General features: G+C 54.4%; 21 protein-coding genes. 11 read left to right on the forward strand and 10 right to left on the reverse strand.

Annotation, left to right across the window (positions count from 1 at the left end):
- The first annotated feature begins 113 nt into the window (after positions 1–113).
- From SIB88_RS10765 to SIB88_RS10785, 5 genes are all read left to right on the forward strand, one after another.
- Positions 114–1,043, forward strand: a complete 930-nt coding sequence (locus SIB88_RS10765) for a helix-turn-helix domain-containing protein (protein ID WP_082817790.1) — start codon at positions 114–116, stop codon at positions 1,041–1,043.
- Between the two features lie 500 nt (positions 1,044–1,543).
- The gene (locus tag SIB88_RS10770) at positions 1,544–2,524 is read left to right on the forward strand and encodes a C4-dicarboxylate TRAP transporter substrate-binding protein (RefSeq protein WP_114114143.1); all 981 of its coding nucleotides are present in this window, start codon (positions 1,544–1,546) and stop codon (positions 2,522–2,524) included.
- A 92-nt stretch (positions 2,525–2,616) separates the two neighbouring features.
- Positions 2,617–3,069: a TRAP transporter small permease gene (locus SIB88_RS10775; RefSeq protein WP_228196535.1), complete on the forward strand. Its 453-nt coding sequence runs from the start codon at positions 2,617–2,619 to the stop codon at positions 3,067–3,069.
- Positions 3,069–4,349, forward strand: coding sequence for a TRAP transporter large permease (locus SIB88_RS10780; RefSeq protein WP_082817781.1), 1,281 nt, complete (start codon positions 3,069–3,071; stop codon positions 4,347–4,349). The genes SIB88_RS10775 and SIB88_RS10780 overlap by 1 nt, the downstream gene beginning before the upstream one ends.
- A gap of 54 nt (positions 4,350–4,403) precedes the next feature.
- On the forward strand, positions 4,404–5,120 hold the full coding sequence (locus tag SIB88_RS10785; RefSeq protein ID WP_068518721.1) for a GntR family transcriptional regulator: 717 nt from the start codon (positions 4,404–4,406) through the stop codon (positions 5,118–5,120).
- 76 nt (positions 5,121–5,196) lie between these two features.
- Here SIB88_RS10785 and SIB88_RS10790 read toward each other — a convergent pair whose 3' ends face one another.
- Positions 5,197–6,036: an SDR family oxidoreductase gene (locus SIB88_RS10790; protein WP_412558045.1), complete on the reverse strand. Its 840-nt coding sequence runs from the start codon at positions 6,034–6,036 to the stop codon at positions 5,197–5,199.
- 182 nt (positions 6,037–6,218) lie between these two features.
- Between SIB88_RS10790 and SIB88_RS10795 the strand changes: the two genes are divergently transcribed.
- A complete protein-coding gene (locus SIB88_RS10795) occupies positions 6,219–6,824 on the forward strand; it encodes a TetR/AcrR family transcriptional regulator (RefSeq protein WP_289078480.1) in 606 nt (201 codons plus the stop codon).
- A 10-nt stretch (positions 6,825–6,834) separates the two neighbouring features.
- Here SIB88_RS10795 and SIB88_RS10800 read toward each other — a convergent pair whose 3' ends face one another.
- Positions 6,835–7,905, reverse strand: coding sequence for an EAL domain-containing protein (locus SIB88_RS10800; RefSeq protein ID WP_412558046.1), 1,071 nt, complete (start codon positions 7,903–7,905; stop codon positions 6,835–6,837).
- 475 nt (positions 7,906–8,380) lie between these two features.
- Between SIB88_RS10800 and SIB88_RS10805 the strand changes: the two genes are divergently transcribed.
- Both SIB88_RS10805 and SIB88_RS10810 read left to right on the forward strand, forming a co-directional pair.
- Positions 8,381–10,159 carry a tetratricopeptide repeat-containing sulfotransferase family protein gene (locus SIB88_RS10805; protein WP_412558047.1) on the forward strand — a complete coding sequence of 593 codons (1,779 nt, stop codon included), beginning with the start codon at positions 8,381–8,383 and terminating at the stop codon, positions 10,157–10,159.
- Positions 10,160–10,225: 66 nt separating this feature from the next.
- On the forward strand, positions 10,226–11,200 hold the full coding sequence (locus tag SIB88_RS10810) for an adenosine deaminase (protein WP_412558048.1): 975 nt from the start codon (positions 10,226–10,228) through the stop codon (positions 11,198–11,200).
- 75 nt (positions 11,201–11,275) lie between these two features.
- Here SIB88_RS10810 and SIB88_RS10815 read toward each other — a convergent pair whose 3' ends face one another.
- Entirely contained in the window at positions 11,276–12,256 is a 981-nt protein-coding gene (locus SIB88_RS10815) for a phytanoyl-CoA dioxygenase family protein (protein ID WP_101247637.1), read from the reverse strand.
- A 144-nt stretch (positions 12,257–12,400) separates the two neighbouring features.
- On the opposite strand from SIB88_RS10815, the gene SIB88_RS10820 reads away from it, so the two are divergent.
- Entirely contained in the window at positions 12,401–13,363 is a 963-nt protein-coding gene (locus SIB88_RS10820) for a helix-turn-helix domain-containing protein (RefSeq protein WP_412558049.1), read from the forward strand.
- A 45-nt stretch (positions 13,364–13,408) separates the two neighbouring features.
- Here SIB88_RS10820 and SIB88_RS10825 read toward each other — a convergent pair whose 3' ends face one another.
- From SIB88_RS10825 to SIB88_RS10835, 3 genes are all read right to left on the reverse strand, one after another.
- Entirely contained in the window at positions 13,409–14,362 is a 954-nt protein-coding gene (locus SIB88_RS10825) for an alpha/beta hydrolase (RefSeq protein WP_412565914.1), read from the reverse strand.
- A 2-nt stretch (positions 14,363–14,364) separates the two neighbouring features.
- Positions 14,365–15,669 (reverse strand): alpha/beta hydrolase, encoded by a 1,305-nt coding sequence (locus SIB88_RS10830; RefSeq protein ID WP_412558051.1) that lies wholly within the window; start codon positions 15,667–15,669, stop codon positions 14,365–14,367.
- Between the two features lie 173 nt (positions 15,670–15,842).
- Positions 15,843–16,247 (reverse strand): OsmC family protein, encoded by a 405-nt coding sequence (locus SIB88_RS10835; protein ID WP_412558052.1) that lies wholly within the window; start codon positions 16,245–16,247, stop codon positions 15,843–15,845.
- A gap of 198 nt (positions 16,248–16,445) precedes the next feature.
- On the opposite strand from SIB88_RS10835, the gene SIB88_RS10840 reads away from it, so the two are divergent.
- Positions 16,446–16,781 (forward strand): hypothetical protein, encoded by a 336-nt coding sequence (locus SIB88_RS10840; protein WP_068518501.1) that lies wholly within the window; start codon positions 16,446–16,448, stop codon positions 16,779–16,781.
- Between the two features lie 177 nt (positions 16,782–16,958).
- The gene (locus SIB88_RS10845; RefSeq protein ID WP_412558053.1) at positions 16,959–18,611 is read left to right on the forward strand and encodes a diguanylate cyclase domain-containing protein; all 1,653 of its coding nucleotides are present in this window, start codon (positions 16,959–16,961) and stop codon (positions 18,609–18,611) included.
- A gap of 30 nt (positions 18,612–18,641) precedes the next feature.
- Here the strand turns inward: SIB88_RS10845 and SIB88_RS10850 are convergent, their stop codons facing one another.
- The 4 genes from SIB88_RS10850 to glnA all read right to left on the reverse strand — a co-directional run bounded on the left by SIB88_RS10850 (position 18,642) and on the right by glnA (position 24,525).
- Entirely contained in the window at positions 18,642–20,549 is a 1,908-nt protein-coding gene (locus SIB88_RS10850) for a tetratricopeptide repeat-containing sulfotransferase family protein (RefSeq protein ID WP_412558054.1), read from the reverse strand.
- 113 nt (positions 20,550–20,662) lie between these two features.
- A complete protein-coding gene (locus SIB88_RS10855; protein ID WP_412558055.1) occupies positions 20,663–22,414 on the reverse strand; it encodes a tetratricopeptide repeat-containing sulfotransferase family protein in 1,752 nt (583 codons plus the stop codon).
- Positions 22,411–22,941 (reverse strand): hypothetical protein, encoded by a 531-nt coding sequence (locus SIB88_RS10860; RefSeq protein ID WP_412558056.1) that lies wholly within the window; start codon positions 22,939–22,941, stop codon positions 22,411–22,413. The genes SIB88_RS10855 and SIB88_RS10860 overlap by 4 nt, the downstream gene beginning before the upstream one ends.
- 174 nt (positions 22,942–23,115) lie before the next feature.
- A complete protein-coding gene (gene glnA / locus SIB88_RS10865) occupies positions 23,116–24,525 on the reverse strand; it encodes a type I glutamate--ammonia ligase (protein ID WP_008890688.1) in 1,410 nt (469 codons plus the stop codon).
- Positions 24,526–24,575 lie beyond the last annotated feature (50 nt).

The following is a 24,575-nucleotide window of genomic DNA, read 5'->3' on the forward strand; positions in this document are numbered from 1 at the left end:
TTTTTCGGGCTTTTATATATTCTTGCGCAATTCAGGGCAGGGATGCGTGGAACGGGCTTTGCAACCGGCAAGGCCGGTGCGATGATCGCATTCTGGAATTTCAGGATGCCTTGATGTCAGAGCCGCTTGCCACAGAATGTGCCGGATCGGGTTTTCAGCCCAACGGCCGCTATCAGAAGTTTGAAGTCTTCAATCAGTTGATCGGGGATGCCAATCTGCTGCGCGCCGGGGATTTCGGTGACGGCATTTCGGCGGCCCATTGGCGGCGCAAGGCCCATGTCACCACCAGATATACCGACCCCGATCATCACACGATCAGCCTGTATATCAATGGCGGAACAGGCATCCAGCGCCAACTTGGTCCCGATCCGGTAACCGGTGGCGGACCGGGGCGTTGTTGCCTGATGCCGGCTTTCATGACATCGGACTGGCTGGTTCAGGGCGAGGTGGAGCTGTTCCACCTTTATATCCCCCACGCCGCCTGGGAACGTGCGGTGGTAGAGGCCTTCGATATCGAACCCAATGCGGTCGAGGTGCCCGAGAAAACCTTTTTCCTTGATCCCCTGATCGAACAGACCGTGCGTCAGGCCATGCTGCCGCTTGACTGGAATGTGCCGGCCGACCGGATGGCCATGTCCAATGCCGGGCAATTGTTGATGGGGCATATGCTGCGCAGTTATTCGACGCGGCGCGACCTTGGCTTCGCGGTGCGCGGCGGATTGTCCCCGGTCGTCAAACGGCGGGTTTTCGACTTTGTCGAAGCCCATCTTGACCAGCCACTGACCATCGAAGATTTGGCAGACGTTGCCGATTTGTCGGCCTATCACTTTGCGCGGATGTTCCGCAAAACCGTGGGTGAGGCACCCCACAAATTTGTTTTGCGCCAGCGTATCGAACGCGCCATGGAAATGTTGCGCGATGACCGGGCATCTGTTGCCGAAATTGCACTGGCCACCGGGTTTTCAAGCCAGGCACATCTGACCACACGGTTCAGCCACTTTACCGGTCTGACCCCGGCGAAATACCGCAATATTGCCCGCTGACGGCGGGCATCAAGGTCTGCGTATCAAATCCCGTCGGCCTGTCGGCTTTTGATCCAAAATCACTGTGTTGCATGACCAGAAACCGGCGGGGTGTTCCCGTGTTCCCGGATCGATACCAACTGTCTGGGTGCTTGGTTACTTGGGTATTTAGTCTTTCGGCCGTTTGATAGGTTGCTTCGCACGGCCTGATACGGTGAGTTCGAAACGCACATAAAGCGGATGGCAATTTGGCCATCAGCACGCACCTTTTTGCCGCGCGACATATCCCGAAATAACACCGGTTTTCGGACCGAATGGCAGTGCATCCTGACCGCTATTTGCGTGTTGGTTGATTACAAGCGCGCCGATCACAAAATGCATAATCAAAATAAATAATTGAAATTAAACGATTTTTACAAGTTGAGAAATCCGTTGACAAGATCGCTGAATCGTAATTAGGATTTCACAACAACTAAAATATCAATTTAGGCAAAATGCCAATCCAACGGGAGGACATCCAAATGAAAGTGACTGTGAAAACACTCGGACTCTGTGCCGTGCTGGCCGGCGCGGTGGCGCTGGCGGTGCCGGCAACTGCGGCAACCACGCTTCGGATCGGAACGGTTTTGTCGCCGAATGATCCGATGGGCCAGGGACTTGAAAAATTCAAAGCCGATGTGGAAAAGGCGACCAATGGTGATGTGATCATCGAGGTGTTCCACAACTCGCAGCTTGGCGATACCACCGAAATGATCGATCAGGCCCGCGCGGGTGCGGCGGTCGGCACCGTGACGGATGTGGCCCGTCTTTCAAGTTTTGTACCGTCACTTGCCATCATGTCGGCACCGTTCCTGTTTGATACCTATGAACAGGCTGACAAATTCGCCCTGTCGCCGGAATACATTGCCTGGGGTGACGAGTTGCGCGAAAAATCCGGTCTCGTGATGATTGCGTCGAACTGGTATCAGGGCGCACGCCATGCCCTGACCCAGAAGCCGATTTCAAGCCCGGCTGATCTTTCCGGTGTTCGTATGCGGACCATCGGTGCGCCGGTCTGGATCGAAACCATTCGTGCCATGGGGGCAGAACCGACCCCGATCGCATGGGGCGAAGTTTACACCGCCTTGCAGCTTGGTTCGATCGATGCTGCCGAAGCCCAGCCGACCGCCATCTGGAATGCCAAGCTTTATGAAGTGATCAAGAACGTCACCAAGACCGGTCACATTCAGCTGGTTACCGCCCTTGTTGTCGGGGCGCAGGCGTGGGATGAAATTTCCCCGGAAAACCAGAAAATCGTGCGTGATCTTGCCGTCGAAGATGGCCGTTACGCATCCCAGTTGACCATCGAACTGGGTGAAAAGGCACTGGCCGATGTTGCTGCAAGCGGTGTGACCGTCAGCGACGTCGATCTGGCCCCGTTCAAGGAAGCTGTCGCACCGGTTTACAAGATGCTTGATCTCGAAGCAGAAGCCGCGACCGTCAAAAAGGTTCTGGGCCGCTAAGTCACACGGCCTGACCAATCTGCCTTGCCTAGGTGCGTTGCCTTGCAGTTTTCGGGGCAACGCACACCAAACATCAGGATGGAATTGAATACATGCTCAAGCGAATTGAGTTTGCCTGTGCCGGGGGGCTTCTTGTTGCTGTTGTTGTCCTTGTGGCCATTGCGTCGGTTGCGCGCGCCATGGGATCGCCGATCATCTGGTCGGTGGAAATGGCGCAATTGATCTTTGCCTGGCTTTGCATGCTGGCAGCCGATATCGCCATGCAAGAAGACCGCCATTTCGGCCTTCAGGTTTTGCAGGAAATCTTTTCGGCGCGCACGGTTGGCCTGATCGAGATTTTCAACATTCTCGTGGTCATCGGTTTCCTTGGATTTCTGCTCTATTACGCGTGGGGCAATATGATCCTGATGCATCCGCGCCTTGTTGGTGCGGCCCAGATTAATGCCTCCTACATCCATGCGTCGATGGTGGTCGGTATCCTTCTTATGATGCGAACCATGGTGTTCCAGCTTGTTCGGCGCATTCGGACACGGGGGACCATGTGATGTTGATATTGATTGCTGTTCTTTTTGCGGTTTTCCTGATTATCGGTATGCCGGTGGCGTTTGCTCTGGGCCTGGCATCCATTCCGGTCTTTGTCGTCAGTGGCGCCATGCCGCCAACCGTGGTCATTCAGAAAATGGTGACCGCGACCCAAAGTTTCCCGTTGCTGGCTGTTCCGTTCTTTATTCTGGCCGGGAACCTGATGAATGTGACGGGGATTACCTATCGCCTGGTGAAATTTGCCCGGCTTCTGACCGGCTGGATGGCCGGTGGTCTGGCACAGGTTTCAATTGTGCTCAGCTTCATGATGGGCGGTATTTCCGGGTCCGCGGTTGCCGATGCCTCGATGGAGGCGCGCCTTCTTGGTCCGAGCATGATCAAACAGGGCTATTCCAAGGCCGCTACGGCAGCTGTTCTGGCATTCGGGTCGGTCATTACCGCAACCATCCCGCCCAGCATCGGGTTGATCCTGTTTGGTTTTGTCAATGAAGTCTCGATCGGGCGCCTGTTCCTTGCCGGGATTGTGCCGGGTATTTGCCTGACCCTTGTTCTGATGGCGACATCGTGGTTTGTGGCGCGCAAAAACGGGTATCAGCCTGATCTTCCGGAAATGCCGGGCCGTCGCGAATTGTTGAAAAGTTTCTCGGAAAGCATCTGGGCACTGGCCTTTCCGGTGATCCTGATTGTCGGGTTCCGCTTTGGCCTGTTTACCGCGACCGAGGCCGGGGCGTTTCTTGTTTTCTATGCGCTGGCAGTCGGGATATTTGCCTATCGCGAACTTGATTTCACCAAGTTCAAGGAGGCCGTGACAAGTTCGGTTTCCGATCTTGGCATGGTGATGTTGCTGATCATTATGGCGGCGGTTCTGGGCTATGCGATGACCATTGAACGTGCCCCGCAACAGATCACCGAATTCGTCACGACCCTGACCGAAAACCGGGCAATGATCCTTGTACTTGTTGTGGCGGTGCTGGTGATCAGCGGCATGTTCCTTGAAGGGGCGGCCAATATCCTTCTGGTGACGCCGATTGTCATGCCGGTTCTGGTCAATGCCGGGTACGATCCGGTTCACATGGGCATCCTGATTGTCACCCTGATCAATTTCGGCGGTCTGACACCACCGGTCGGGGTCATCATGTTTACGGTCTGCGGCATTCTTGACGTCAAAACCGGGGCCTATAGCCGGGCATCAATCCCGTTCTTCATTGCCATGGTGATCTTTTTCATCCTGATGGCAGCGATCCCGAGTTTGACGTTGTTGTTGCCCAATGCATTAATGTAATCAGTGATCTCAAGGATTTAGGCATTCAAAGAATTGCCAGGGAGATAGATGAAAATGAACACATCTACGAACGGACTGATTGGGATCCATGATGGCGGGATCAAGGGCAATGCCCATGTCCCGGCATCGGCACTGGTGTATGAAGATATCCGCAACCGGATCATTTCACTGGCGCTGTTGCCCGAAACGACACTGGTACGTGCCGAACTGGCCGACAGTTTCAAGGTCAGCCAGTCACCGGTGCGCGAAGCGATCATGCGTCTTGAGCAGGACGGGCTGGTCGTGTCCTATCCGCAGTCGCGCACTGTGGTCACCAAAATTGACGAGGCCCGCATCCGCGAAGAACATTTTCTGCGGGTTGCCGCCGAATGCGAAGTGGTGCGCCAGCTTGCCGATATCAAGGAATCCGCCGCGGTCACCAAGGCCAAGGGCATTCTTAAAATGCAGGAAGCCCTGGTTGGTGATATCGAACAGATTGATCTGTTCAAGCAGCTTGATGACAGCTTCCATGCCGCTTTGTTTAACGGGGTGAACCAGTCCAACCTGCATCTGCAAATCACGGCGCGCAGCGGTCATCTGGCGCGGGTGCGGACCCTTGATCTGCCGCGTGCGGGCAAAATGGTGTCTGTCCTTGAAGGCCACAAGGCCGTCATTGACGCCATCCAGTCAGGCGATGCCGCCACGGCCGTTGCCGAAATGCGCCAGCATCTGTCTGGCACGATGGAACGTTTGCCACTGATCATCGAAGAAAACAGATCGCTGTTTTCCTGATACCGCGTTTTCCGAACCCCGATGGTGGGGTGTTGCTGAACTGGTGCGTAGCAGAAGACCGCTACGCACCATTTTTTTATGCGCGTTTGGCAAGTTTCCAGATCCCGGTCTGCGCAGTTTGTCGGGCATAATCGGCAAGCGATGTCGGCATGCGGCCAAGGATATGTTCGATATCCCCGGTTGGTGCGCTGTTGCGCCCGTCAAGGACTTCGGAAAACAAATAGGAAATCAGACTGCGGAAGCCCTGCGGAACGCCGTCGCTTGCCAGTCCGGCATCAAGCTGGTCAATCGTGATCGGGACGAAATCGATCTTGCGGTTGGCACTGTTGCCGATGATCGATGTGACGTCTTCAAAGGTCAGGGCTTCGGGACCGGACAGTTCATATGTCTTGCCGATATGGTGCGGATCAAGCAGGCAGGTTACCGCACAATCGGCAATGTCATTGGCATCAACAAACGGTTCGGGAATATCACCCGCAGGCAGGGCAAGGGTGCCGGCCTGGATATAGGGCAGGAAAAGATCTTCGCTGAAATTCTGAAAGAACCAGTTGGCGCGCAGAATGGTGGCCTCTGCACCGGATTGAAGCAGGACCTGTTCAGCACGGTGGGCGGCTTCTTCGCCGCGTCCTGACAGCATCACAAGACGTTTTGCACCATGCTTGAGGGCGCCTTGCGCAAAACGGGCAATGGTTTCGGCCGATCCCGGAACCGCCAGATCAGGCTGGAACGTGATGTAAACGGCATCAACATCGCGCAAGGCGTCGTCCCAGCTTTCCGGTTTGGTCCAGTCAAATGCAGGGGACGTGCTGCGTGATACAGCGCGAACGGAATGTCCAAGGGCGGTCAGTTTTTCCGCGACACGGCGGCCGGTTTTGGCGGTCGCGCCAAGAACCAGAAAACGGGGTTGTGTTGTCATATTGCTTGCTCCTGAAGGGTAAAACAAAATGTGAGTAATCCTCACATTTGCCAAATGTGATAAATCCTCGTATTTTGATCGTCAAGAGAGTTTGGCAGTCACAAGCCCGTGAGCAGCGCCGTATACGGCATGTCCCAAGGGTTAAAACAGGACGTAACCAATTGTCGGAAAACGCGAAAAAAATGCGCAAGGCACCCACACAAAAAAGAAGTCGCGAACGTGTGGAAAATATCCTGAAAGTGGCCTGTGAGCTGATCGCAGCCCAGGGAAGCGATGCCATGAAGATGGGCGAACTGGCCCAAAAGGCAGGAGTCTCGATCGGATCGCTCTATCAATATTTTCCCGACAAGGCGTCGGTCATTCATGCTCTGGCGGATCGCTATAACGACGAATCCCGTCACTGCATCGAAGACGCATTGGCAGACGTGTCATCAAAAGATGAACTTGTCCGTGCGTTTGATCAGCTGATTGATACCTATTACGAGCTGTTTCTGGCCGAACCGGTGATTTGCGATATCTGGACCGGCACCCAGGCCGACAAAACCTTGCGCGATATGGAAATGGAAGTCAGCCGCGCCAATGCCGCCATGCTGACCAAGGCGATATTGCGCATCCGGGAAAATGATGGCGATGCCAGTACGATCGCCGCGCGTTGTCTTCTGATCATGTATAGCGGCGAAGCTACCATGCGGCTTGCCATTTCGGTGCCGTCAAAAGAAGGCCGGGAAATCGTTGCCAGCTATAAACGCATGGTGGGGCGCGAAATTACCGATATGACCCGCGTGTGATTTACGGACATCAGGCGGATTTAGCCTGATAGGGGCCATCGCCCGGCCGACCCAGCAGGAAGCCCTGCACATAATCGACATCGTGTTCGATCAGGAAGTCGAGTTCTTCCTGACGTTCGATCCCTTCGGCAATGACTTCGATTTCAAGCTGTTTTGCCAGTGCAATCAGCTTGCTGACAATGGCCTGTTTGTAATTGTCATGGTCAACATGATCGACCAGTTCGCGGTCGATCTTGATGATATCGGGGCGCAGTTCGGGCAACATATTCAGGGTCGAATAACCCGATCCGACATCATCAAGTGCCACCCGAAAACCGGAATTGCGATAGGACTGCAAAATCGCACTCAGATGTGCTGTGCTGCGGACCTTTTCGGTTTCAATGACTTCAAACACCACATTCTTGCGGTCAAGATTGCATTCCTCGACAACGTCGATGGTGGATCGCAGGCAGGAATCCGGATCATAGATCGAACTTGGCGTGAAATTGATGAACAGGTTCCCCGAAACCCCGGCCCTGGTGGCGTTGCGCACATTGGCTGCGCGCGCCGCACGGTCAAGCTGGAACAACAATGTGGCTGATTGCGCTGCTTCAAACAGTTGGCCGGGATTGATGACGCTGCCATCGCGCGCCGCCCCGCGAATAAGGCATTCATGGGCATAAGGGGTACCAAGATCACCAATCGGAAAGATCGGTTGAAATGCCGAATTCAGGCGATTTTCACGCAACAGATCACCGAGCCATTCCGCACCGATCGCGGCGCGAATGGCCCCCAGGCTGGTGACGCGACTGATATCGTCAATGTCGGGTTTCTGGCCTTCTGCCATGATCAGGGCTTTGGTGTCGGCCAGTTCTTCGGGCAGAAGATCCTTGGCGATGGTGTCGATCAGTTTGCGCAAGCCCGGACGACTGTAATGGATCGAAAGGGTGGAGACACTTGGCGTTTTATCGACCGACAGCGAAATCGATTTGGCACCGGCAAGAATTTTACCGGTGGTATGTGCCACCGGTGGCCACAGATAAAGCGTGCCCAGACGTGGGGCAATTTCCGGAACCGCGTCGCATTTTTCGCAGTATGTCACCTTCTTCTCCCCATCGGTTTGTCACATGGCGGTCTGGCCATCAGGCCGGGTGGCTAAATTCCAATATTGTAATTTTTACCATACGAGATGCGCTGATTAAAAGTTCAGGAAGAAAAATATATTTTTCAAGACGATAGGGCGCTTTTTCTGTGTGGCAGAAGCCGATGAACTTTCACCGGCGGCAGCGTGTTTTCAATCGTCGGCTCATGCCATGTCGCCCGTGGCTGTTTGCAATGGTCAAACCATTTGCCTTAATCTGAAAATGAATTCGGTTCAGTCAAGGCCGACCAGCGTCCTGCAATAGGCTATGAAGTTCTGCATCTATAGCAAGGGTTGTGGTTATATTGTCACAATCTCGTGATCTTTGGTGTTCATATCAACATTTGTGCTGTGCGATAAATTTTAAGTGACCTATAGTCGTTTTGTGCTTGGGGAGGGGGCGTGAGATTATTTGATCGCATCCAGGGACAGATGAATGACGCAGTCAAAAAAGGATATTGCCGGGGATATTAAGCGGGCAATGTCAGCAGCCGACTTTGATACGGCTGCCAAAATTGGTGCCCGTATTTTGCGGCTGCATCCAAGACGTACTGATATCGAGATTATGACTGCTGTCAGCGAGTTGCAGGGGAAAAATCCTGCGTCTGCGGGGCCGCGTCTTCGCAAACTGTTTCGCACTGTCCCGACCAATGACAGACTGTTCACGGCTGTCGCCCAGAATCTGCTGCAATATTCATATCTTACAAGTGACTTTGGTTCATTCGAGTCGGTCCTTGAGGAGCGCCTTCGCGCTGCACCAAAGGACGGATTTTTGGCCTTTTTGCTTGCCGATGTCCTGTTTCGCGCAGAGTCTCATGTCAGTCCCGGAAAATGCGTTGCACCTAAACTTGCGCGTGCTGTTTCGGTGCTGAAAACCGTTGGGGAAAGCAGTTCCCATTTCAACGATGCGCAGACATTAATGGCGCGTATTCATTTGCATCAGGAAGATCACGCACAGGCTTTTGCGATTCTGGAAAAGGCGGTTGCGCGGCAACCTGGCAATCTTGAATTGCGGGTAGTTCTGGCATCAAGCTACGCCATGGCAGGCGAGGTCGAGCAGGCGGTATCAACCAGCCTTTCGATCATCAATGATCGTCCCGGATATTCAGCCCAGCCTTATATGGTCATCTCCTTCATGCGGCCCCAGGCCATGCCCGAGGATGCTGTCAAACATCTTGAGGCGATCCTTCAGAACCCCAAATCAGACAGTTCCGAAAAGTACAAGGCCGCCTATGCCTTGGCCAAGATCGCCGAAACCGAAGGCGATATGGAACGGGCCTTTGCCTATTACGGCAAGGGACATGCGGCCAACCGCGCCGCCCGCCCGTTTGATATGGAACGCGAATTGCTCGAAATGAAGACGCTCGAAGACATGGCGCGCCAAGCCGAAGCCGCCGCAACGGATATGGCATCGGGCGATGTGATGGCACTTGATGCCAAGGGCCCCAAGCCGATCTTTATCGTGGGCATGCCACGATCGGGAACGACGTTGACCGAACGCATTCTTGGTGCGCATCCTGATGTCTATGCGGCCGGTGAAATCGGTGATTTTGCCAAGGCGGTCAATGATGTCGTCGGCAAAGGCCGAATTTCCGAACAATTGTCGCGTATTGATGACAAGGCCGCGCGCAAGATCAGAAGCCAGTATCTGGAAGCAATGCGTGCCTATGCCCCGGACAAACGGTTTGTCACCAACAAGACACCGGCCAATTTCGTGCGCCTTGAAATGATCCGCCGGGTATTTCCCGACGCACCGATCATTCATACCCATCGTCATCCGCTGGCAACCTGTTTGTCGGTTTACACGACACCCTTTGCCATTCCGATGCGCTATTCCGATGATCTTGGCGAACTGGCCGATTATTATCGTGCCTATGTCGGGCTGATGAATGTGTTCTTTGAAACTGACCGCAATGGCATGCTTTATGATCTGTCCTACGAGGATCTGGTGGCCAATCCGGACGTTGTCGCAAAGGACTATCTGGCGCATTGCGGGCTGGACTGGCATCCGGAATGTCTTGAATTTTACAAGACCGATCACACGGCCACCACGGCCAGCATGATCCAGGTCCGCCGGCCGATTTTCAAGGACTCGCTTGGCAAATGGCAACGGTTTGAACCCTATATCGGCCCGTTGGCGACGCTTGTTTCCGATGCAGACGAGACAAAGGTCAAGACAGCACAGAAATCGTCACGCAACGCGGTTGCTGCGTGACGTGGCTGGGGCTTCGGGTTAGAAGGTATTCATAGCAAAAAATACCGACAGATCCGGAGCGCCCAAATGACCCTGTCCATTCCAAAGGCCGAATTGCATCTGCATCTTGAAGGGGCCCTGACGCCTGCGCTGGTGCGTAGCTTTGCCAAGCGCAACAATCTGACCCTGCCTGATGACATCTATGATGAACAGGATCGTTATATCTGGGGCGATTTTCCGGAATTCCTCAAAAGTTTTGACAAGGCGAGTGCGGCCATCCGCACCAAGCAGGATTATTCGGACCTGACCCACTTTTACCTGACCGAACAGGCAAAGGTCGGCGCCCTTTATGTCGAGCTTTTCTGTTCACCGACCCATGCCGCTGATTGTGGTCTTTCCTATGACGAACATCTCGAAGCGGTGGTCGATGGCATTGACCGTGCCGAAAAGGAAACCGGGATTATCGGCCGGATCATCATGACCTGTGTGCGCCATGTCGGTGGCGATATCGCGGTCAAGGTCGCGCGCGAAACAGCAGATTGCGGGCATGCCTATATTGTCGGTTTCGGCATGGGCGGGAATGAAAGCATGTTTTCGCAAGAAACGTTTTACCCGGCCTTCAAGATCGCGGCGGATGCGGGGCTGGGCTGCACCACCCATGCTGGCGAGGTACAGGGGCCACAAAGCGTCTGGGATGCGATTGACAAACTGCCGGTAACCCGTATCGGCCATGGCGTGCGGTCAATCGAAGACCCGAAACTGGTCGAAACACTGGCAAAGCGCGGAATTGTTCTGGAAGTCTGTCCGGGATCAAACATTTCACTGTCGGTCTATCCGGATTATGCATCCCATCCGCTGCGCAAATTCCATGATTCCGGGGTGAAAGTCACATTGGGATCGGATGATCCGCCCTTCTTCCACACCAGTCTGGCCGAGGAATATCAGCGTGCCAAGGATGTGTTCGGTTTCAGTGATGCCGAATTGCTGGGGGTAACGCGCACCGCGATCGAAGCGGGTTTTGTTGATGACGCGACCAAGGCAAAATTGCTGGCCAAACTCTAGGCCCGGTTTTTATGCAAAAATCAAAAGAGCGCCCGGTGTGATTGCCGGGCGCTCTTTGTTTTATGGGGGAGGGCTTTACCAGGGCGTCTTGCCCAGAAGCTTTTCACCAAGTGGGGTCAGTTTCGCCCGTTCATAGCGGGTCTGTTCCCAATTGCGCGGATCACCGGGAAAGGCATAGCCGCGCGCAGGTAACCGTTCGGACCAGCTTTTAACCCGCCAGTCGACAAGATCCTGTTCCTCGGGTGTGGCCGGTGCCATGGAAATATATTGCGCGATGCGGGCCTGATCGGACCGGTTGGCGCGAATGCCGTGAGCCAGCAGGCTGTTGAAAATCACAAGATCCCCGGCCTTCATGGCAATGCGTTTGGGTGTATAGGGCACCGTATCCATATCCGGGCGGAACGGATCACGATCCGCAGGGGCGGTTTTGCGCCATTCTTCGAAATTCGCAAACAGATCGGGCACGCACTGGAAGCCGCCCATGTCATCGGTGGTATCAACCAGTGACAGCACGCCTTGCACATTGATTGGCAGCGGATCGGCACTGGTATCGGCATCCCAGTGAATGAAACCGTCAAAGGCACGCGTGCCCTTGTTCGGGGTATTGAGGTTGGCACGATCAATCGAAACCCAAAGATCGGTACGATCCCAGATATCGACAAAGGCGTCATAGACCCGCTGGGTCTGGCGGTTATCCCAAAGGGTCTGGTGATTGTAAATCTCTACCATGCCGGAATTGTTCAATTCCTTCATCGCATTGTCGCGCATTTGCGGGCGGCCCCAGCTTTCCGGATCGTTGGGGTCCATTTCTTCGAATTCCCACAAAAGATCGACGGTCGCCTTGACCTGTTCGGCGGGGACTGCGTTTGGAACAACCACATATCCATATGTCTGCCAATGGGCAAAATCGTCTTCGGACAGGACGCGCAACGGAAGTTTCTTTTTCAGATCGCGCAGCTGTGTACCGCTGACTTCCTTGGTGGATGCATTTCCCGGACGGTCACTGTTCGGGGCCATGGTGGGCGTCATGGTCGGGGCATTGGCAAGCATGGACATGATGTTCCTCCGTCATCCTGTTTTGATCTGGAAAAAATTAAAACAGGATGACGGGCACCTGCACACTGACAGGGCGGACAAAGAATGATACTATTTGGCCAAATTAATCCAGATTATGTTCCGTAAAGGCATGGTTGCGATCTGATGAAGCTTTTGTTCGAACATGTTCAGATTGCCCCGGACCGATCTTGGAAGGGCCTGTATCGCAATCTTCTGGCGATCCCGTTTGAATGGCATTTTCACCCGGAATATGAACTGACATTAACGCTTGGAAGTCACGGGCAGCGTTATGTCGGTGATCATATCGGGTCTTATGGCGATGATGATCTGGTGCTGTTGGGGCCCAATCTTCCGCATACTTGGCATTCCGCGAACGCCCAGCCGCCATCGGCCAGCCACGGCGAATTGCGTGCCCACGAAGCCGCCCTGCAGGTTGCGGGGACAACAAAGGGACATCAGGCCTTTGTTTTCTGGTTTACGGCCGACTGGATCAATACCGTTTGCAAAACCATGCCCGAACTGGCCGGGCTTGAAACCGCATTGCGACTGTCGCGTCGCGGTGTTCAGTTTGATGCGGTAACGGCCCGAAAAGTCGCGGCATTTGCCCCGGTCTTTGAACAAGGCACACCGGCAGATCAGCTTGTCATGTTGATCGACGTGCTTCGGACATTGCTTGATGCGAGCGACCTGATACCGCTGGCATCTGATCGTTTCGATGCGGCAATTCCCGATCATGATGATGCCAGCCGCCTGGGCAGGGTTCTTGATTTGCTGCATGGCAGTTATTTCGAACCGGTCAGTAGTGCCTGGATCGCGCGCAATGCCGGGATGAGCGAACGCACCTTGCGCCGGTTTTTCCAGCGCCATATGGGGTCCACCATTCAGGATTATCTGATGGGGTTGCGGCTGGGCCGTGCGGCAAGCTTGCTGTTATCGTCAGATATGCCGATCTATCGGGTTGCCGAAGAAGCCGGTTTTCAAAACCTGTCGCATTTTAACCGCCAATTCCGTCGTCACCGCGGAATGGCACCAAGCAGCTTTCGCAAATCACGGTTCGAAGGCATCCTGACCCCCGCCGCGACGCAAACCCGCCATTCAAAGGCCTGATAGCCTGATGGCTTGTTGGACGGAAACAGGCGGAAACAGGCGGAATTAGGCCCCGTAAAGGTCCATATGCCGGTCAAAAGCCGCCCAGAACTGATCACGATACAAATCGCGTTCCTGCAAGATTTCATGGCGGGCTTCGGGGATTTCCCTGATCGTTACATTCGGGAAATGGCCAAGCAGCTCTTGTGTCGTCCGGTTTGAAACGACTTGGTCATTGCCCGCCAGAATGATGGTCATTGGCGGAAGTTTCTGCGCCATGTCGGGCTGTGCCAAGCGATCGGCTGTTTCCGATTGTGCCCTGAAACAGGCATCAAGCCATCCCGCCGATGTGCCGCCAACCACCAAATCGGGCGCGGCTTGCAGGATCGTACGGTTAAGGTCATGGCGGTGCGGATCAGATGTCAGGATGTTTTCCGGATCAAATTCTGCAAGCGGGCTGAGGTTTCGCTGCCCGGGCAGATATTGTTTGTCAAAACCATATCGGCACAAGCTGCCAGACAGGATCTGGGCGGCTATCGAAAACCATCGCGGGCCACCAAGCCCGAAGAACGGCGCAATCATCACGACACTTTTCCAAAGATCAGGCTGATCAAGCAACATTACCATCGCCACCAGCCCGCCGGTTGAATGGGTCATGACGGTGTCACAGGTAATGCCGTGCTGATGTTTGACGTGATCAATGACGTGACGGGTATCGGCCCCATAATGCGCAACATCACGCACATATCCCATCATCGGGTCCGGGGTGGCGCGTGAAGATCCGCCGTGTCCGCGAAAATCGAATGTCACGGTGCCGTATCCGCGCCAGGCCAGATCGTTGGCCGTCTCGCGGTAGCGTTCAACGAATTCACCGCGCCCCTGAAGAATAAGAACATGCCCGCGAGTATCGGGCGGGGTCATGATGGCGATGCGCAACCGCACGCCATCGGGGGCGGTGAAGTGATCAATGGTAAAATCCATCAGATCGGAAGATGTGCCTTTGCCGGGACGTGATTGCACGGTCATTGCGCAGCAGGCTGTTTGTTTACGCCAAGCGATGCCGCAACAAAGATTGCCATCTTGTCCATCATGACGTTGAAATCAGGATTAAACGTGCCCCGGCGCAGGGTCCCGGGGGTTGCCGATTTCAACAGATTGCGTTCGCCGTAAACTGTATCGGTGCCGGACTGGCAGGATGCAAGTTCGTCGGGATCATCATAATGGCCGCAATCAAGTACCGCACCATCAAGACCGTAAACCGGGTTTTCCGGGCTCATGGTAATGGCGGTATGGGCGTGATTGATGGTTCGCATGTCGTCATTGGCGGATTTCACGATATCGATGTCATCACATTGGGGATGTTCATCAACAGTATTGATTTCGCCCTGATACCAGATCATCTGGCGGATCGGGCTTTGGACCTTGTTGCAGAAATAGTCCAGGGCGGCCAGTGGGTTAACGGTCTGGTCATCGGAACTGATGGCAACAAAAACCGGAACGTTGGAAGCCGGGATTGATGCATCGCGATACGGCGCGGTCAAAAGATGAAATTCGGCTGCTGCATTCATTGCCATGGACCCGTATTTTCCGGGATCATTTTCAGATCCCTGACCGACCCATTTTTTGACATACCGGACATAGGGCGTCAGCCATGCCATATCGCTTTTGGCGGCAAGCCCCGGGGACAGCATGATCATGGCACTGATGCGCGGATCATTGCTGCGCGCGGCGATATCACGCCCGATCAGGGTGGCCCCGGTTGAATAGCCAATTGCGATGATATGTTCGATATCCTTGTCAAAGGCCGTCATGCCGTAATTCACGGTATCCAGCCAATCCTGATAACTGACATCGATCAGATCACCGGGCGCCGTGCCATGACCGGGCAACAGCACGCCGTTAAAGGTGGCGCACGGGAAATCCCGGCGCAGCTGATCGCGCACATCGCTTAGCCAATAGGGGCTGTCTGTCAGGCCGTGAACGGCCAGAAAACCGACTTTTTCACCATGGGCAAGTCCGCGTCCGGCCGTCAGACAGGCGGCCTCGTCCGCCCCAAGGGAATAGGGGCTTCGCATATCGACAACCTGATCAATATCGAACGAACCGAACGGGTTTGCTTCGGCCTCGAAACGGGCCGATATGACATCGCGAAGCTGCTTGCGCGTTGCAGTGACATAGTCATCAAAGGCCAAACCGTTGGCCGGGCTTGTGACGGCTTTGCCGGACGGCTCATATTGCCCGAACGCCTGCGTGCCAATGCCGATTGCCATGACAGCACCCAGGGCAAGTGACGTGATGCCGGTCCGTAATGTTTGTCGTTTGACCATGGGGTGGCTCCGTATCGGTTGGCGCAATCAATTGTAATCGATATCGTTTCAGGCAGAACGCGATGTTAACCCGTCTGGTGGCCGGGTGCGAACAACAAAAAAGCGGCCCGTATCCAGACCGCTTTTTCTAGGTCATCATCGTGACCTGTTTGGGGCAGAAAGTCAGATGCCCGTTATTCCATGACTTCCCAGCTATGGGTGATTTCGGCGGCCTTGGACAGCATGATCGATGCCGAGCAGTATTTTTCTGCCGAAAGTTCAACCGCACGTCCGACCTTGGTTTCATTAAGGTTCTCACCCTTGACCTTGAAATGCAGGTGGATTTTGGTGAAGACCTTGGGATCGGTTTCAGCGCGCTCTGCCTTGACGTCGGTTTCAACATCAAGAACGTTTTCGCGGCCTTTTTTCAGGATGTGCACAACGTCAATCGACGAACAGCCGCCAATCCCCAGAAGCAGCATTTCCATCGGGCTCGGTCCAAAGCCGTTATCCTTGTCCCCGTCCATGACAACGCCATGACCGGTGCCGCTGGTGCCGGTGAAGGTAAGGTTCTCAAGCCACTTGACGCGTGCTTCCATGATAGAATTCCTGTGTTTGAAAAATCATTGTCCCATCCTCTAGCGCGGTTATCGCGCGCCTGCAAGTTGCGATCCCGACAGACGGGATGCAAAATGGCCGATGGCGGACTTCGGGTAGCAAACTGTTATAGGTGTTTTTACTTTCCCGCGTAATACTGTCCCATGAATTCAGACCCTTATGATGTAGGAGTAAAGGGCATGTCACAGGATACAAACCGCAGCAAAAGCCGTTTTATGATGGGCATGGAACATGTCCTGCGTGAAATCAATCACGAAATCATCAGCCCGGCCATACCTGACATGTCGGTGGAAAACGCGGTGCCGCTTATGATCACGGTTGCCCGGTTGCGCGCCGATTATCTGAAATATGCGTTCAAGCTCAGTGCCGATCGCACCGACCAGCACCCGACCGAGGAAGAGCTTAAAAAGCTCAGACATTTGCGCGAAACCTATCAGGAAATGCTGGCGGCGGCGCGAGAACTCGAACATTGCATTGATCGCGGCTATATCGATCTGCCCATTCCGACGAAATAATCTGCAACGACAAGGCCGTAAGGCATTCTTCTGGCCGCAAGAAAAATAATGACTTATCCTCAAGTATATGCAATGGGTGTTGCTTATATAAAGAAAGACCGGTCAAAAAAGGTCTGAGCTGGGACATCTATATAACATAGCCGAGGGAGCACGTCGTTTTGCGGCGTGCGGGGTGTCTTGTCAGTTAGTGTGGATGTGGTGGCAACAGCAGCGTTGTCACGTGATAGTCTTGTTTTTCTTGATAAGGGCGATCTGAAAATCGTTCATGTCAATCCGGCCGCCGAGAAACAGCTCGCTGCGGCGAAAACTGTTTTGCGTGCCGGAACCGAAATCAAACAGTTTCTCGCCTTCCTTGCCAAGAAGGGCGAATTCTCCGACGGGGATTCTGTCGGATCGGTTCGCCACGCGCTGGGCGCGATTTCATCTGGCGGGCGTGCGGATCTGCCGGGATTTCGGCTCGAAAAGACGGTGTTTTCCTGGCATTGCGACACCGGGCCCGGCAATACGATTGCCCTGGTCCTGCGTGATGGTGGCAAGGCCCAGGAACTGGCGCGTGCACTGGCAGACCACAAAATCTTTATCCAGCATCTGATCGACGTGTTGCCGACCCCGGTTTACCTTAAAAACCTCGAAAGCGTTGTGACGCGCTGTAACGGTGCCTTTGCGGAACTGTTTGATCTTCAGGTTACCGACGTTATCGGAAAAAAGCTTGTCGAAGTGGCGCCAAAAGACCTGGCCAAGACCATTACCGATCACGAAAAGGCATTGCTGGTCAAAGAAGGCCAGGTGCGTGATGAAATCACATTCGCGCTTGGCGATGACAACCGGACGGCTTTGTTTGCCGCATCAAGCCTTAAGGGGCCAAGTGGCAGCATCGCCGGCACCATCGGATCCTTGATTGATGTCACCAGCCTGAAAAAGGCGCAGGCCGAAGTCGCCGAAGCAGCCCAGCGCCTGACCGGGCTTCTGGAAAGTGCGCCGATCGGTGTCGGCATTTCCAGCCGGGAAACCGGGGTGTTCCAGTTTTTCAACAGCACCTTTGCCAACATGCTCGACATCAAGGACGAGAAACAACCGACCGATGCGATATTGCTGTCGGACCGTTATCGCCAACAGTCGCTGAGCGACATGGATATGCTTGGCGAATTGCATGATGTCGAAATCCGGTTGCGCCGCCCGAACATGTCAGAGGCCAAATGGCTCAAGACATCGCTGGAACCGCTGTCGTTCGAGGGCGAGGAATCGGTTCTGTGGTGGACCAGTGACATCACCAAACAAAAACACGCGGCACGCGAACTGCAAAACAAGGCCAACAATGATGAACTGACCGGCTTGGCCAACCGGGCGCGTTTCATGCAAAAAATTGATCAGTGTGAAACCGTGCTGCGCGGCACCAACACCCCGGCCGCCATGTTCATTCTCGATCTTGACGGGTTCAAGAAACTCAATGACGAGAAGGGGCATGCCGCGGGGGACTGGCTTCTGAGCGAGACCTCCAAACGGCTGAAGCGCGCAGCGCGCCGGGCCGAAGAAGTCGCGCGTCTTGGTGGTGATGAATTCACCATGCTGTTCATCAACAAGGGCGGTGAAAAGGAAATGATCGAGATGGCCGATGCCATCTTGTCGGAACTCAATCAGCCCTTCGTCTGGAAAGGCGAAGATTGCGGTGTGACCGCATCAATCGGTTTTGCGGTCTTTGATGGCGGCAGCAGCGACATGAACGAACAGCTGCGCCGTGCCGACAAGGCAATGCATCAGGCCAAGGCATCGGGCAAGGCACGCCATTGCCTTTATACCCCCGATCTTGAACCGGAACTGCATCAGGACTGACATCGATATCAGACCGCCAAAAGGCCAGCGTCAGCTGGCCTTTTTTGTATCGGTGTCGCGCGGGTTGCCCTGTTCATCAAGGCCCAGTGTTTCAAGTAACGGACCCAGATGTTTTGCATAGGGCTGCCAGCCCTTCAGGCTGGTGCGATAAATCGGTTTGCGGACCTGCAGGGCGCTGTGTGTGCGGACCTGACGTTCGTTCTGATGGAAATTCAGACAGGCATCATCCCAAGGCAGGCCAACGAATTCGATCAGTCGACGGGCTTCTGTTTCAAGATTGTCGACGACATTTTCGTAATCGACTTCGATCAGTCGGTCCGATGGCAAAACATCGCGCCAGTGATCCATAAACCGTTCATAGGTATTGTAGTAATGCCCAAGATCGCGCTGGTCATAGGCAAAGTTCTGCACACCGCCAAACCGGCGATTATAGATCGAAAAGCATGATGCCACCGGATGACGCCGGCAATGGATGATCCGGGTGTTTGGCAACATCAGTGCCAGCATCCCGGCCCGCGTGAAGTTTGATGGCAGCTTGTCGACGATCCTGCGGATGGTGGCGGTGCCGTTATCGCTGCTGCCGGACTGGATGCGCGTGATCCGGCCCAGTGTTTCCTTGCGGTATGCCTGACCAAGAATACGGATGAAGTCATCATCGTATTTCATGACATCTTCGCGTGCGGCCCCGTTTTTGACCTTATGCTCGATCAGGGCATGATGGTGATAGACCATGGTATCAAGCTCGCCCGCGCCGAATACATCGGGGTGTGAGCTCAGGATCTGCTCGGTCAGGGTCGTGCCCGAACGGGGCATGCCGACAATGAAAACATGCTGGGGTTCGTCGGCATCGTTACGAACCGGACCAAGATGGGCAAACCGTTCGGCCGGAAACCGGTCACGAACATGATCAAGCATGTCTTCGATTGCAGCGGGGGTGTAATTGATGGTTTGGCGTTTGGTCCGGTTGGCTTCGGCAAGTGCCTTCATCGCGGCATCGACATTCTTGGCTTCCATTTCGACCTTGCCGATCGAAAACAGCAGCATTTCCTGTTCGTTTACCGGCATCGATTGATAGCGGCCTGATTGATAGATATCGAAAATGACGGCGCGTGCCGGGTGGTCTTCGGGCACGCGTGTCGCCAGGGTCAGGCAATGCCATGCCCGCACATTATGGGGTTCCTGCGACAGGACAATTTCAAACAATGCGCAGGCTTCGGCGACATTGCCCAATTCCTTCTGACATTCGCCAATACTGATGCGGATATCATTGATCGCCTTGGCGTCGGCATTGGCCTGTGCACATTTCAATGCCTTGCCCATATGTTGCAGGGCGGCTTCGATGTCATCAAGCGACAGCAACACAACCCCCATGGCACTCCAGGCGGTCCAGTCATTCGGCGCAAGGGCAATGGCACGTTTAAGATGGGGAATGGCATTGCGGGTGCCCATGCCGCGGGCTTCAAGAAGCCCCAGCTGCAAGTGAACTTTTCCGTCAAGCGCAAAGCGTTTTACCGCGGCATTCAGAACGGTTTTGGCTTGTGCCTCATACCCGGCATTGGCCAGAACGGCCGAAAGATCGGTGAAATAGACGGGCTTGGGCGATGCGCAGTTGCATGCGCGCTCAAGACTGCGGACCGCATCGGAAACCTGTCCGCTTTCATTGCAAATCAGCCCGTTGATCTGCAACAGATCACCATTGTCGGGATAGTCTTGCAGAAGCTTGCCGCACAGCCTGCGGGCCGCACGTCTATGCCCGGAACTCCATTGCGTCCGGATTTCAGAAAGCCCGGTTGCCAGTTTATGCGCCGGCACCGATGGCGCCGCCCCGCGATTGTCCGGCAAAGACGTGCTGTTTTTGGGCGGTATGGCCGGTTGCAGGCGAAGTTTGGCCCGCACATGGGCGGCGTTTGGTGCTGTTGTGCTTTGATCGTCACTCATGGCCGACATCCTGTTTGCTCAGTGATGCGGGCGAATGCAAAGCCCGCCCATTATGAGCAAACACGTATCAGCAGGCAAAAACTGGCGCGCGACGTGACGATTTTATGGTGTGATCAGTCCGGATTGATGCCAAGTGCCTCGATCAGCGGGGTCAGTTCCTTTTGATAGGGGCGCCAGCGTTCCAGACTGCTGTTATAGACGGGCTGGCGGACTTCAAGGGCGCTATGGGTGCGGACTTCACGCGTGTTGGCATAAAATTCAAGACACGCGTCCTGCCAGTCAAGGCCAAGGAAATCAACAAGCCGGCGGGCTTCGTGATCAAGGTCGGCAATGACTTTTTCATAATCGACCGTGATCAGTTGATCCTTTGACAGGGTCTTTTCCCAATAGGCCATCAGATCGCGATACGCGACATAGAAATTGCCGATTTCACGCAGGTCACACAGATATTTATGTCCGTCGGCAAAGAAATGGGTAAAGCATGAAAACGCGGTATCCATCGGATCGCGGCGCGCGTGAATGATTTTTGAATTGGGGAATGCCATGGCAATCAGGCCGACTGACACAAAGTTGCCCAGCATCTTGTCAACGATATAGCGCGGGCCTTTGCCATTTTTCAGGACTTCCGGCGGCAGCATCCGCAATACTTCGTCACGATAGGCCTTTGCAAACAGGGCCAGCCGTTTGGGATCGGCCAAAAGTTTTTTATGGGCGGGCAGGGACGGGAAGCCATCGCCGTAGGCCCGCTTCAAAAGCCCGGGCAGGGTGCGAATTTCCCCGACGCCAAACGCGTCGCTGTGACTGTCAAGAACCTGTTCTAGCAGGGTCGATCCGCAACGCGGCATGCCGACAATAAAGATGAATTGCTGTTCATCCCCGGTTTCGTTCAGGGTGTTGCCGGCAATCGCATCCGGGGTAAAGAAATTCGGCAGGTTCGCAAGGAATGCCAGGGTCTTTTCCTCGTTATAGTCGATCTGTTCACGCTGATAGGCATTGGCCTTAAGGTAATGGGCCATCGCGGCTTTGCCGTCATCGCGCGTCATATAGGCAAGGCCAAGCGCGTGGTGCAGATATTGTAGATCAAGCTTCGATAATTTGCCGCGTTCCGCACCGATCATTTTCTCGACCGTTGCGACATCATCGTCGGTAAATGCCTTGAGCGTTGCCAGTTCCGCCCATGCACGCGCGACATATTTTGTCTGGGCGATTGCGGCGCGAATAAGGGCTGTGCAGCCGTCTTTGTCGCCGATGGTTTTAAGGTGATCGGCCTTGGCCATCAGGGTATTGGCAATATCGGCTGGCGACGGCGTTACATCCGCATCCGATGTGCTGGCACCCTTCATGATTTCAAGTGCCTGGTCATAAAGTTCGGCGGCCTGTTTGGGCCGGGATGATTTGGCGACCGAATTTGCAAACAGGGTCCATCGTTGCCAGTTTGACGGGCTTTGGGCCATCACGTGACTGAACAGTTTGACACCCTGATCAAAGAAACCGTTCAGGATCAACATGCTGCCAAGCTGGGCCTGGATTTCCTGATTACCCGGATCGCGCTTCATCGCAACCGTCAGGACATTCTGGCTTTCGACATACATTTGCTGTTTGCCAAGCAGTGATGCCAGATCAAGGAAATACAAGCTTTGGCTGTTGGGCGCCTTGCAGGCAAATTCCAGATGTTTGATTGCCCCGAATATATTGCCCTGCTTTTCCAGAACGCCCGCAAAGAAATGCAACAGCGGCCCGTCATTGGGATTGGCCCGCAAATAGGTCGAAACAAGGTCGTAGGTTTTCTGGGACTTGCCCTGCGCCCAAAGTTTCTGCGCCTGCTCCAATACCTGTTCGGGTGTCTGCGATGTCGCCGTGTTCATGAATTTTCCCTGTCGCTATCATGCAGGCCAAGTGCGGATAAAAGTGGCTGAATATAGGGTTCGTACGGTTTCCAGCGTTCAACACTGGTTTGATAAAGTTTTTGACGGACTTGTGCCGCACTGGCGGTTCGAACAGACCGGCTTGCCTTTTGGAAATCAAGCACGGCATCGCGGTTCAGCAGGGCCACCATGTTTTTTATATCGTCGCTGTCGGCAGTGAGTTTGGTGATATCGGAAAGATATTTCCAGGCCCGGCCGCAGGTGGGATTGGCTTTCAGCACGTTGCGAAAACAGGTGCGCGCGGCTTCCATATCGCCAAGATGCCGATGGGATTCGCCGGTCAGAAGCAGGGTGCGTTCAAGCTGTTCGGGATTGTTGCGCGCAAGTTCGGACGCCCGGTCAAGGTAGGGGATTGCTTCCTTGTCCCGGCCCGTTGCCAGCGCATTTTTGGCCGTCCGCACCAGTTTGTCGGCTTTTTGCCGATTGCGTTTTTCGGAAAAACTGGGCGTTGAAGGTTTGCTGCTCATAGGTCTGATTAAATCCCGATACGAAAGGTCAGGTCAAATCTTATCGGGAAGGGGTAAGCAAACCGTTTAATGATTACCGCCTGTTATGCACAAAAGATGATGCACAAATGAAAACGCCCGGCCAGATGGCCGGGCGTTTCCGATATTTCGCGTCTTCCTTTCGGGTGAAAGGAATTAGCCGCTGTAATACATGTCGAATTCGACCGGGTGCGGAGCCTGTTCGAAACGAACGACTTCTTCCATTTTCAGCGCGATATAAGCGTCGATCAGGTCGTCGGTCATAACGTCGCCCTTCTTCAGGAACTCACGGTCAGCATCGAGGCTGTCGAGAGCTTCGTGAAGCGAACGGCAAACGGTCGGAACTTCTTTGAGCTCTTCCGGCGGAAGGTCATAGAGGTTTTTGTCCATTGCTTCGCCCGGGTGGATCTTGTTCTCGATACCGTCAAGGCCAGCCATCAGCATTGCAGAGAATGCGAGATACGGGTTGGCAAGGGCATCCGGGAAGCGGATCTCGACGCGCTTGCCCTTCGGCGAAGCGGTGTACGGGATACGGCAGGAAGCAGAACGGTTACGTGCAGAATATGCCAGCAGAACCGGTGCTTCGAAGCCCGGGACCAGACGCTTGTAGGAGTTGGTCGTCGGGTTGGTGAATGCGTTCAGTGCTTTGGCGTGCTTGATGATACCGCCAATGTAGTACAGAGCGGTTTCAGAAAGATCAGCATAGCCATTACCAGCGAACAGCGGCTTGCCTTCGTGCCAGATCGACTGGTGGGTGTGCATGCCCGAGCCGTTGTCACCGAAGATCGGTTTCGGCATGAAGGTTGCGGTTTTGCCATACTGGTGTGCAACCATGTGGATGCAGTATTTGTAAACCTGAACGGCGTCAGCATGTTCGATCAGGGTGCCGAATGCGATACCCAGTTCGTGCTGCGACGGTGCAACTTCGTGGTGGTGCTTTTCGCAACGCACGCCCATTTCGTTGATGTAGTTGACCATTTCGGCACGGATGTCGTTTGCCGAGTCAACCGGCGGTACCGGGAAGTAACCACCCTTCGGACCCGGACGGTGGCCGCGGTTGCCGCCTTCGAATTCGGTGCCGGTGTTGTACGGACCTTCTTCGGAGTCAAGCGCGTAAGCCATGCTCTCCTGCGAGGTGCTCCAACGAACGTCGTCGAACATGAAGAATTCCGGCTCTGCGCCGAAATATGCGGTGTCGCCGATACCTGCCGACTTCATGTAAGCCAGTGCGCGTTTCGCGGTCGAACGCGGGCAACGCTCGTAACCCTGGCCGGTTGCCGGTTCGATAACGTCGCAAACGAGGATCAGGGTCGGCTGTGCGGTGAACGGATCAACAACAGCGGTCGACGGATCCGGCATCAGGATCATGTCGGATTCGTTAATTTCTTTCCAGCCGGAGATCGACGAACCGTCGAACATGATGCCGTCAACAAAGACGTCTTCGTCGATCGTGCAGATATCCTGCGCGGTGTGCTGCCATTTACCTTTGGTATCGGTAAAGCGCAGATCGACAAACTGGATGCCTTTTTCTTTGATCAGATTAAGTACAGAAGCAGCGTCAGACATGATGCAACCCTTTAAAACTCAAATTTAGTTACCGTACGGTGTTCTTTGAC

The organism is Thalassospira sp. MIT121401 (assembly GCF_047125595.1).
GTDB lineage: Bacteria > Pseudomonadota > Alphaproteobacteria > Rhodospirillales > Thalassospiraceae > Thalassospira > Thalassospira povalilytica.

Coding starts and splice junctions, on each gene's coding strand:
- SIB88_RS10815 (WP_101247637.1), bottom strand. CDS start 12,256: ATGTCCATGCTTGCCAATGCCCCGACCATGACGCCCACCATGGCCCCG.
- glnA (WP_008890688.1), bottom strand. CDS start 24,525: ATGTCTGACGCTGCTTCTGTACTTAATCTGATCAAAGAAAAAGGCATC.
- SIB88_RS10850 (WP_412558054.1), bottom strand. CDS start 20,549: ATGAGTGACGATCAAAGCACAACAGCACCAAACGCCGCCCATGTGCGG.
- SIB88_RS10795 (WP_289078480.1), top strand. CDS start 6,219: ATGCGCAAGGCACCCACACAAAAAAGAAGTCGCGAACGTGTGGAAAAT.
- SIB88_RS10770 (WP_114114143.1), top strand. CDS start 1,544: ATGAAAGTGACTGTGAAAACACTCGGACTCTGTGCCGTGCTGGCCGGC.
- SIB88_RS10765 (WP_082817790.1), top strand. CDS start 114: ATGTCAGAGCCGCTTGCCACAGAATGTGCCGGATCGGGTTTTCAGCCC.
- SIB88_RS10835 (WP_412558052.1), bottom strand. CDS start 16,247: ATGGAAGCACGCGTCAAGTGGCTTGAGAACCTTACCTTCACCGGCACC.
- SIB88_RS10840 (WP_068518501.1), top strand. CDS start 16,446: ATGTCACAGGATACAAACCGCAGCAAAAGCCGTTTTATGATGGGCATG.
- SIB88_RS10785 (WP_068518721.1), top strand. CDS start 4,404: ATGAACACATCTACGAACGGACTGATTGGGATCCATGATGGCGGGATC.
- SIB88_RS10775 (WP_228196535.1), top strand. CDS start 2,617: ATGCTCAAGCGAATTGAGTTTGCCTGTGCCGGGGGGCTTCTTGTTGCT.
- SIB88_RS10805 (WP_412558047.1), top strand. CDS start 8,381: ATGACGCAGTCAAAAAAGGATATTGCCGGGGATATTAAGCGGGCAATG.
- SIB88_RS10810 (WP_412558048.1), top strand. CDS start 10,226: ATGACCCTGTCCATTCCAAAGGCCGAATTGCATCTGCATCTTGAAGGG.
- SIB88_RS10855 (WP_412558055.1), bottom strand. CDS start 22,414: ATGAACACGGCGACATCGCAGACACCCGAACAGGTATTGGAGCAGGCG.
- SIB88_RS10780 (WP_082817781.1), top strand. CDS start 3,069: ATGTTGATATTGATTGCTGTTCTTTTTGCGGTTTTCCTGATTATCGGT.
- SIB88_RS10790 (WP_412558045.1), bottom strand. CDS start 6,036: ATGACAACACAACCCCGTTTTCTGGTTCTTGGCGCGACCGCCAAAACC.
- SIB88_RS10830 (WP_412558051.1), bottom strand. CDS start 15,669: ATGGTCAAACGACAAACATTACGGACCGGCATCACGTCACTTGCCCTG.
- SIB88_RS10820 (WP_412558049.1), top strand. CDS start 12,401: ATGAAGCTTTTGTTCGAACATGTTCAGATTGCCCCGGACCGATCTTGG.
- SIB88_RS10860 (WP_412558056.1), bottom strand. CDS start 22,941: ATGAGCAGCAAACCTTCAACGCCCAGTTTTTCCGAAAAACGCAATCGG.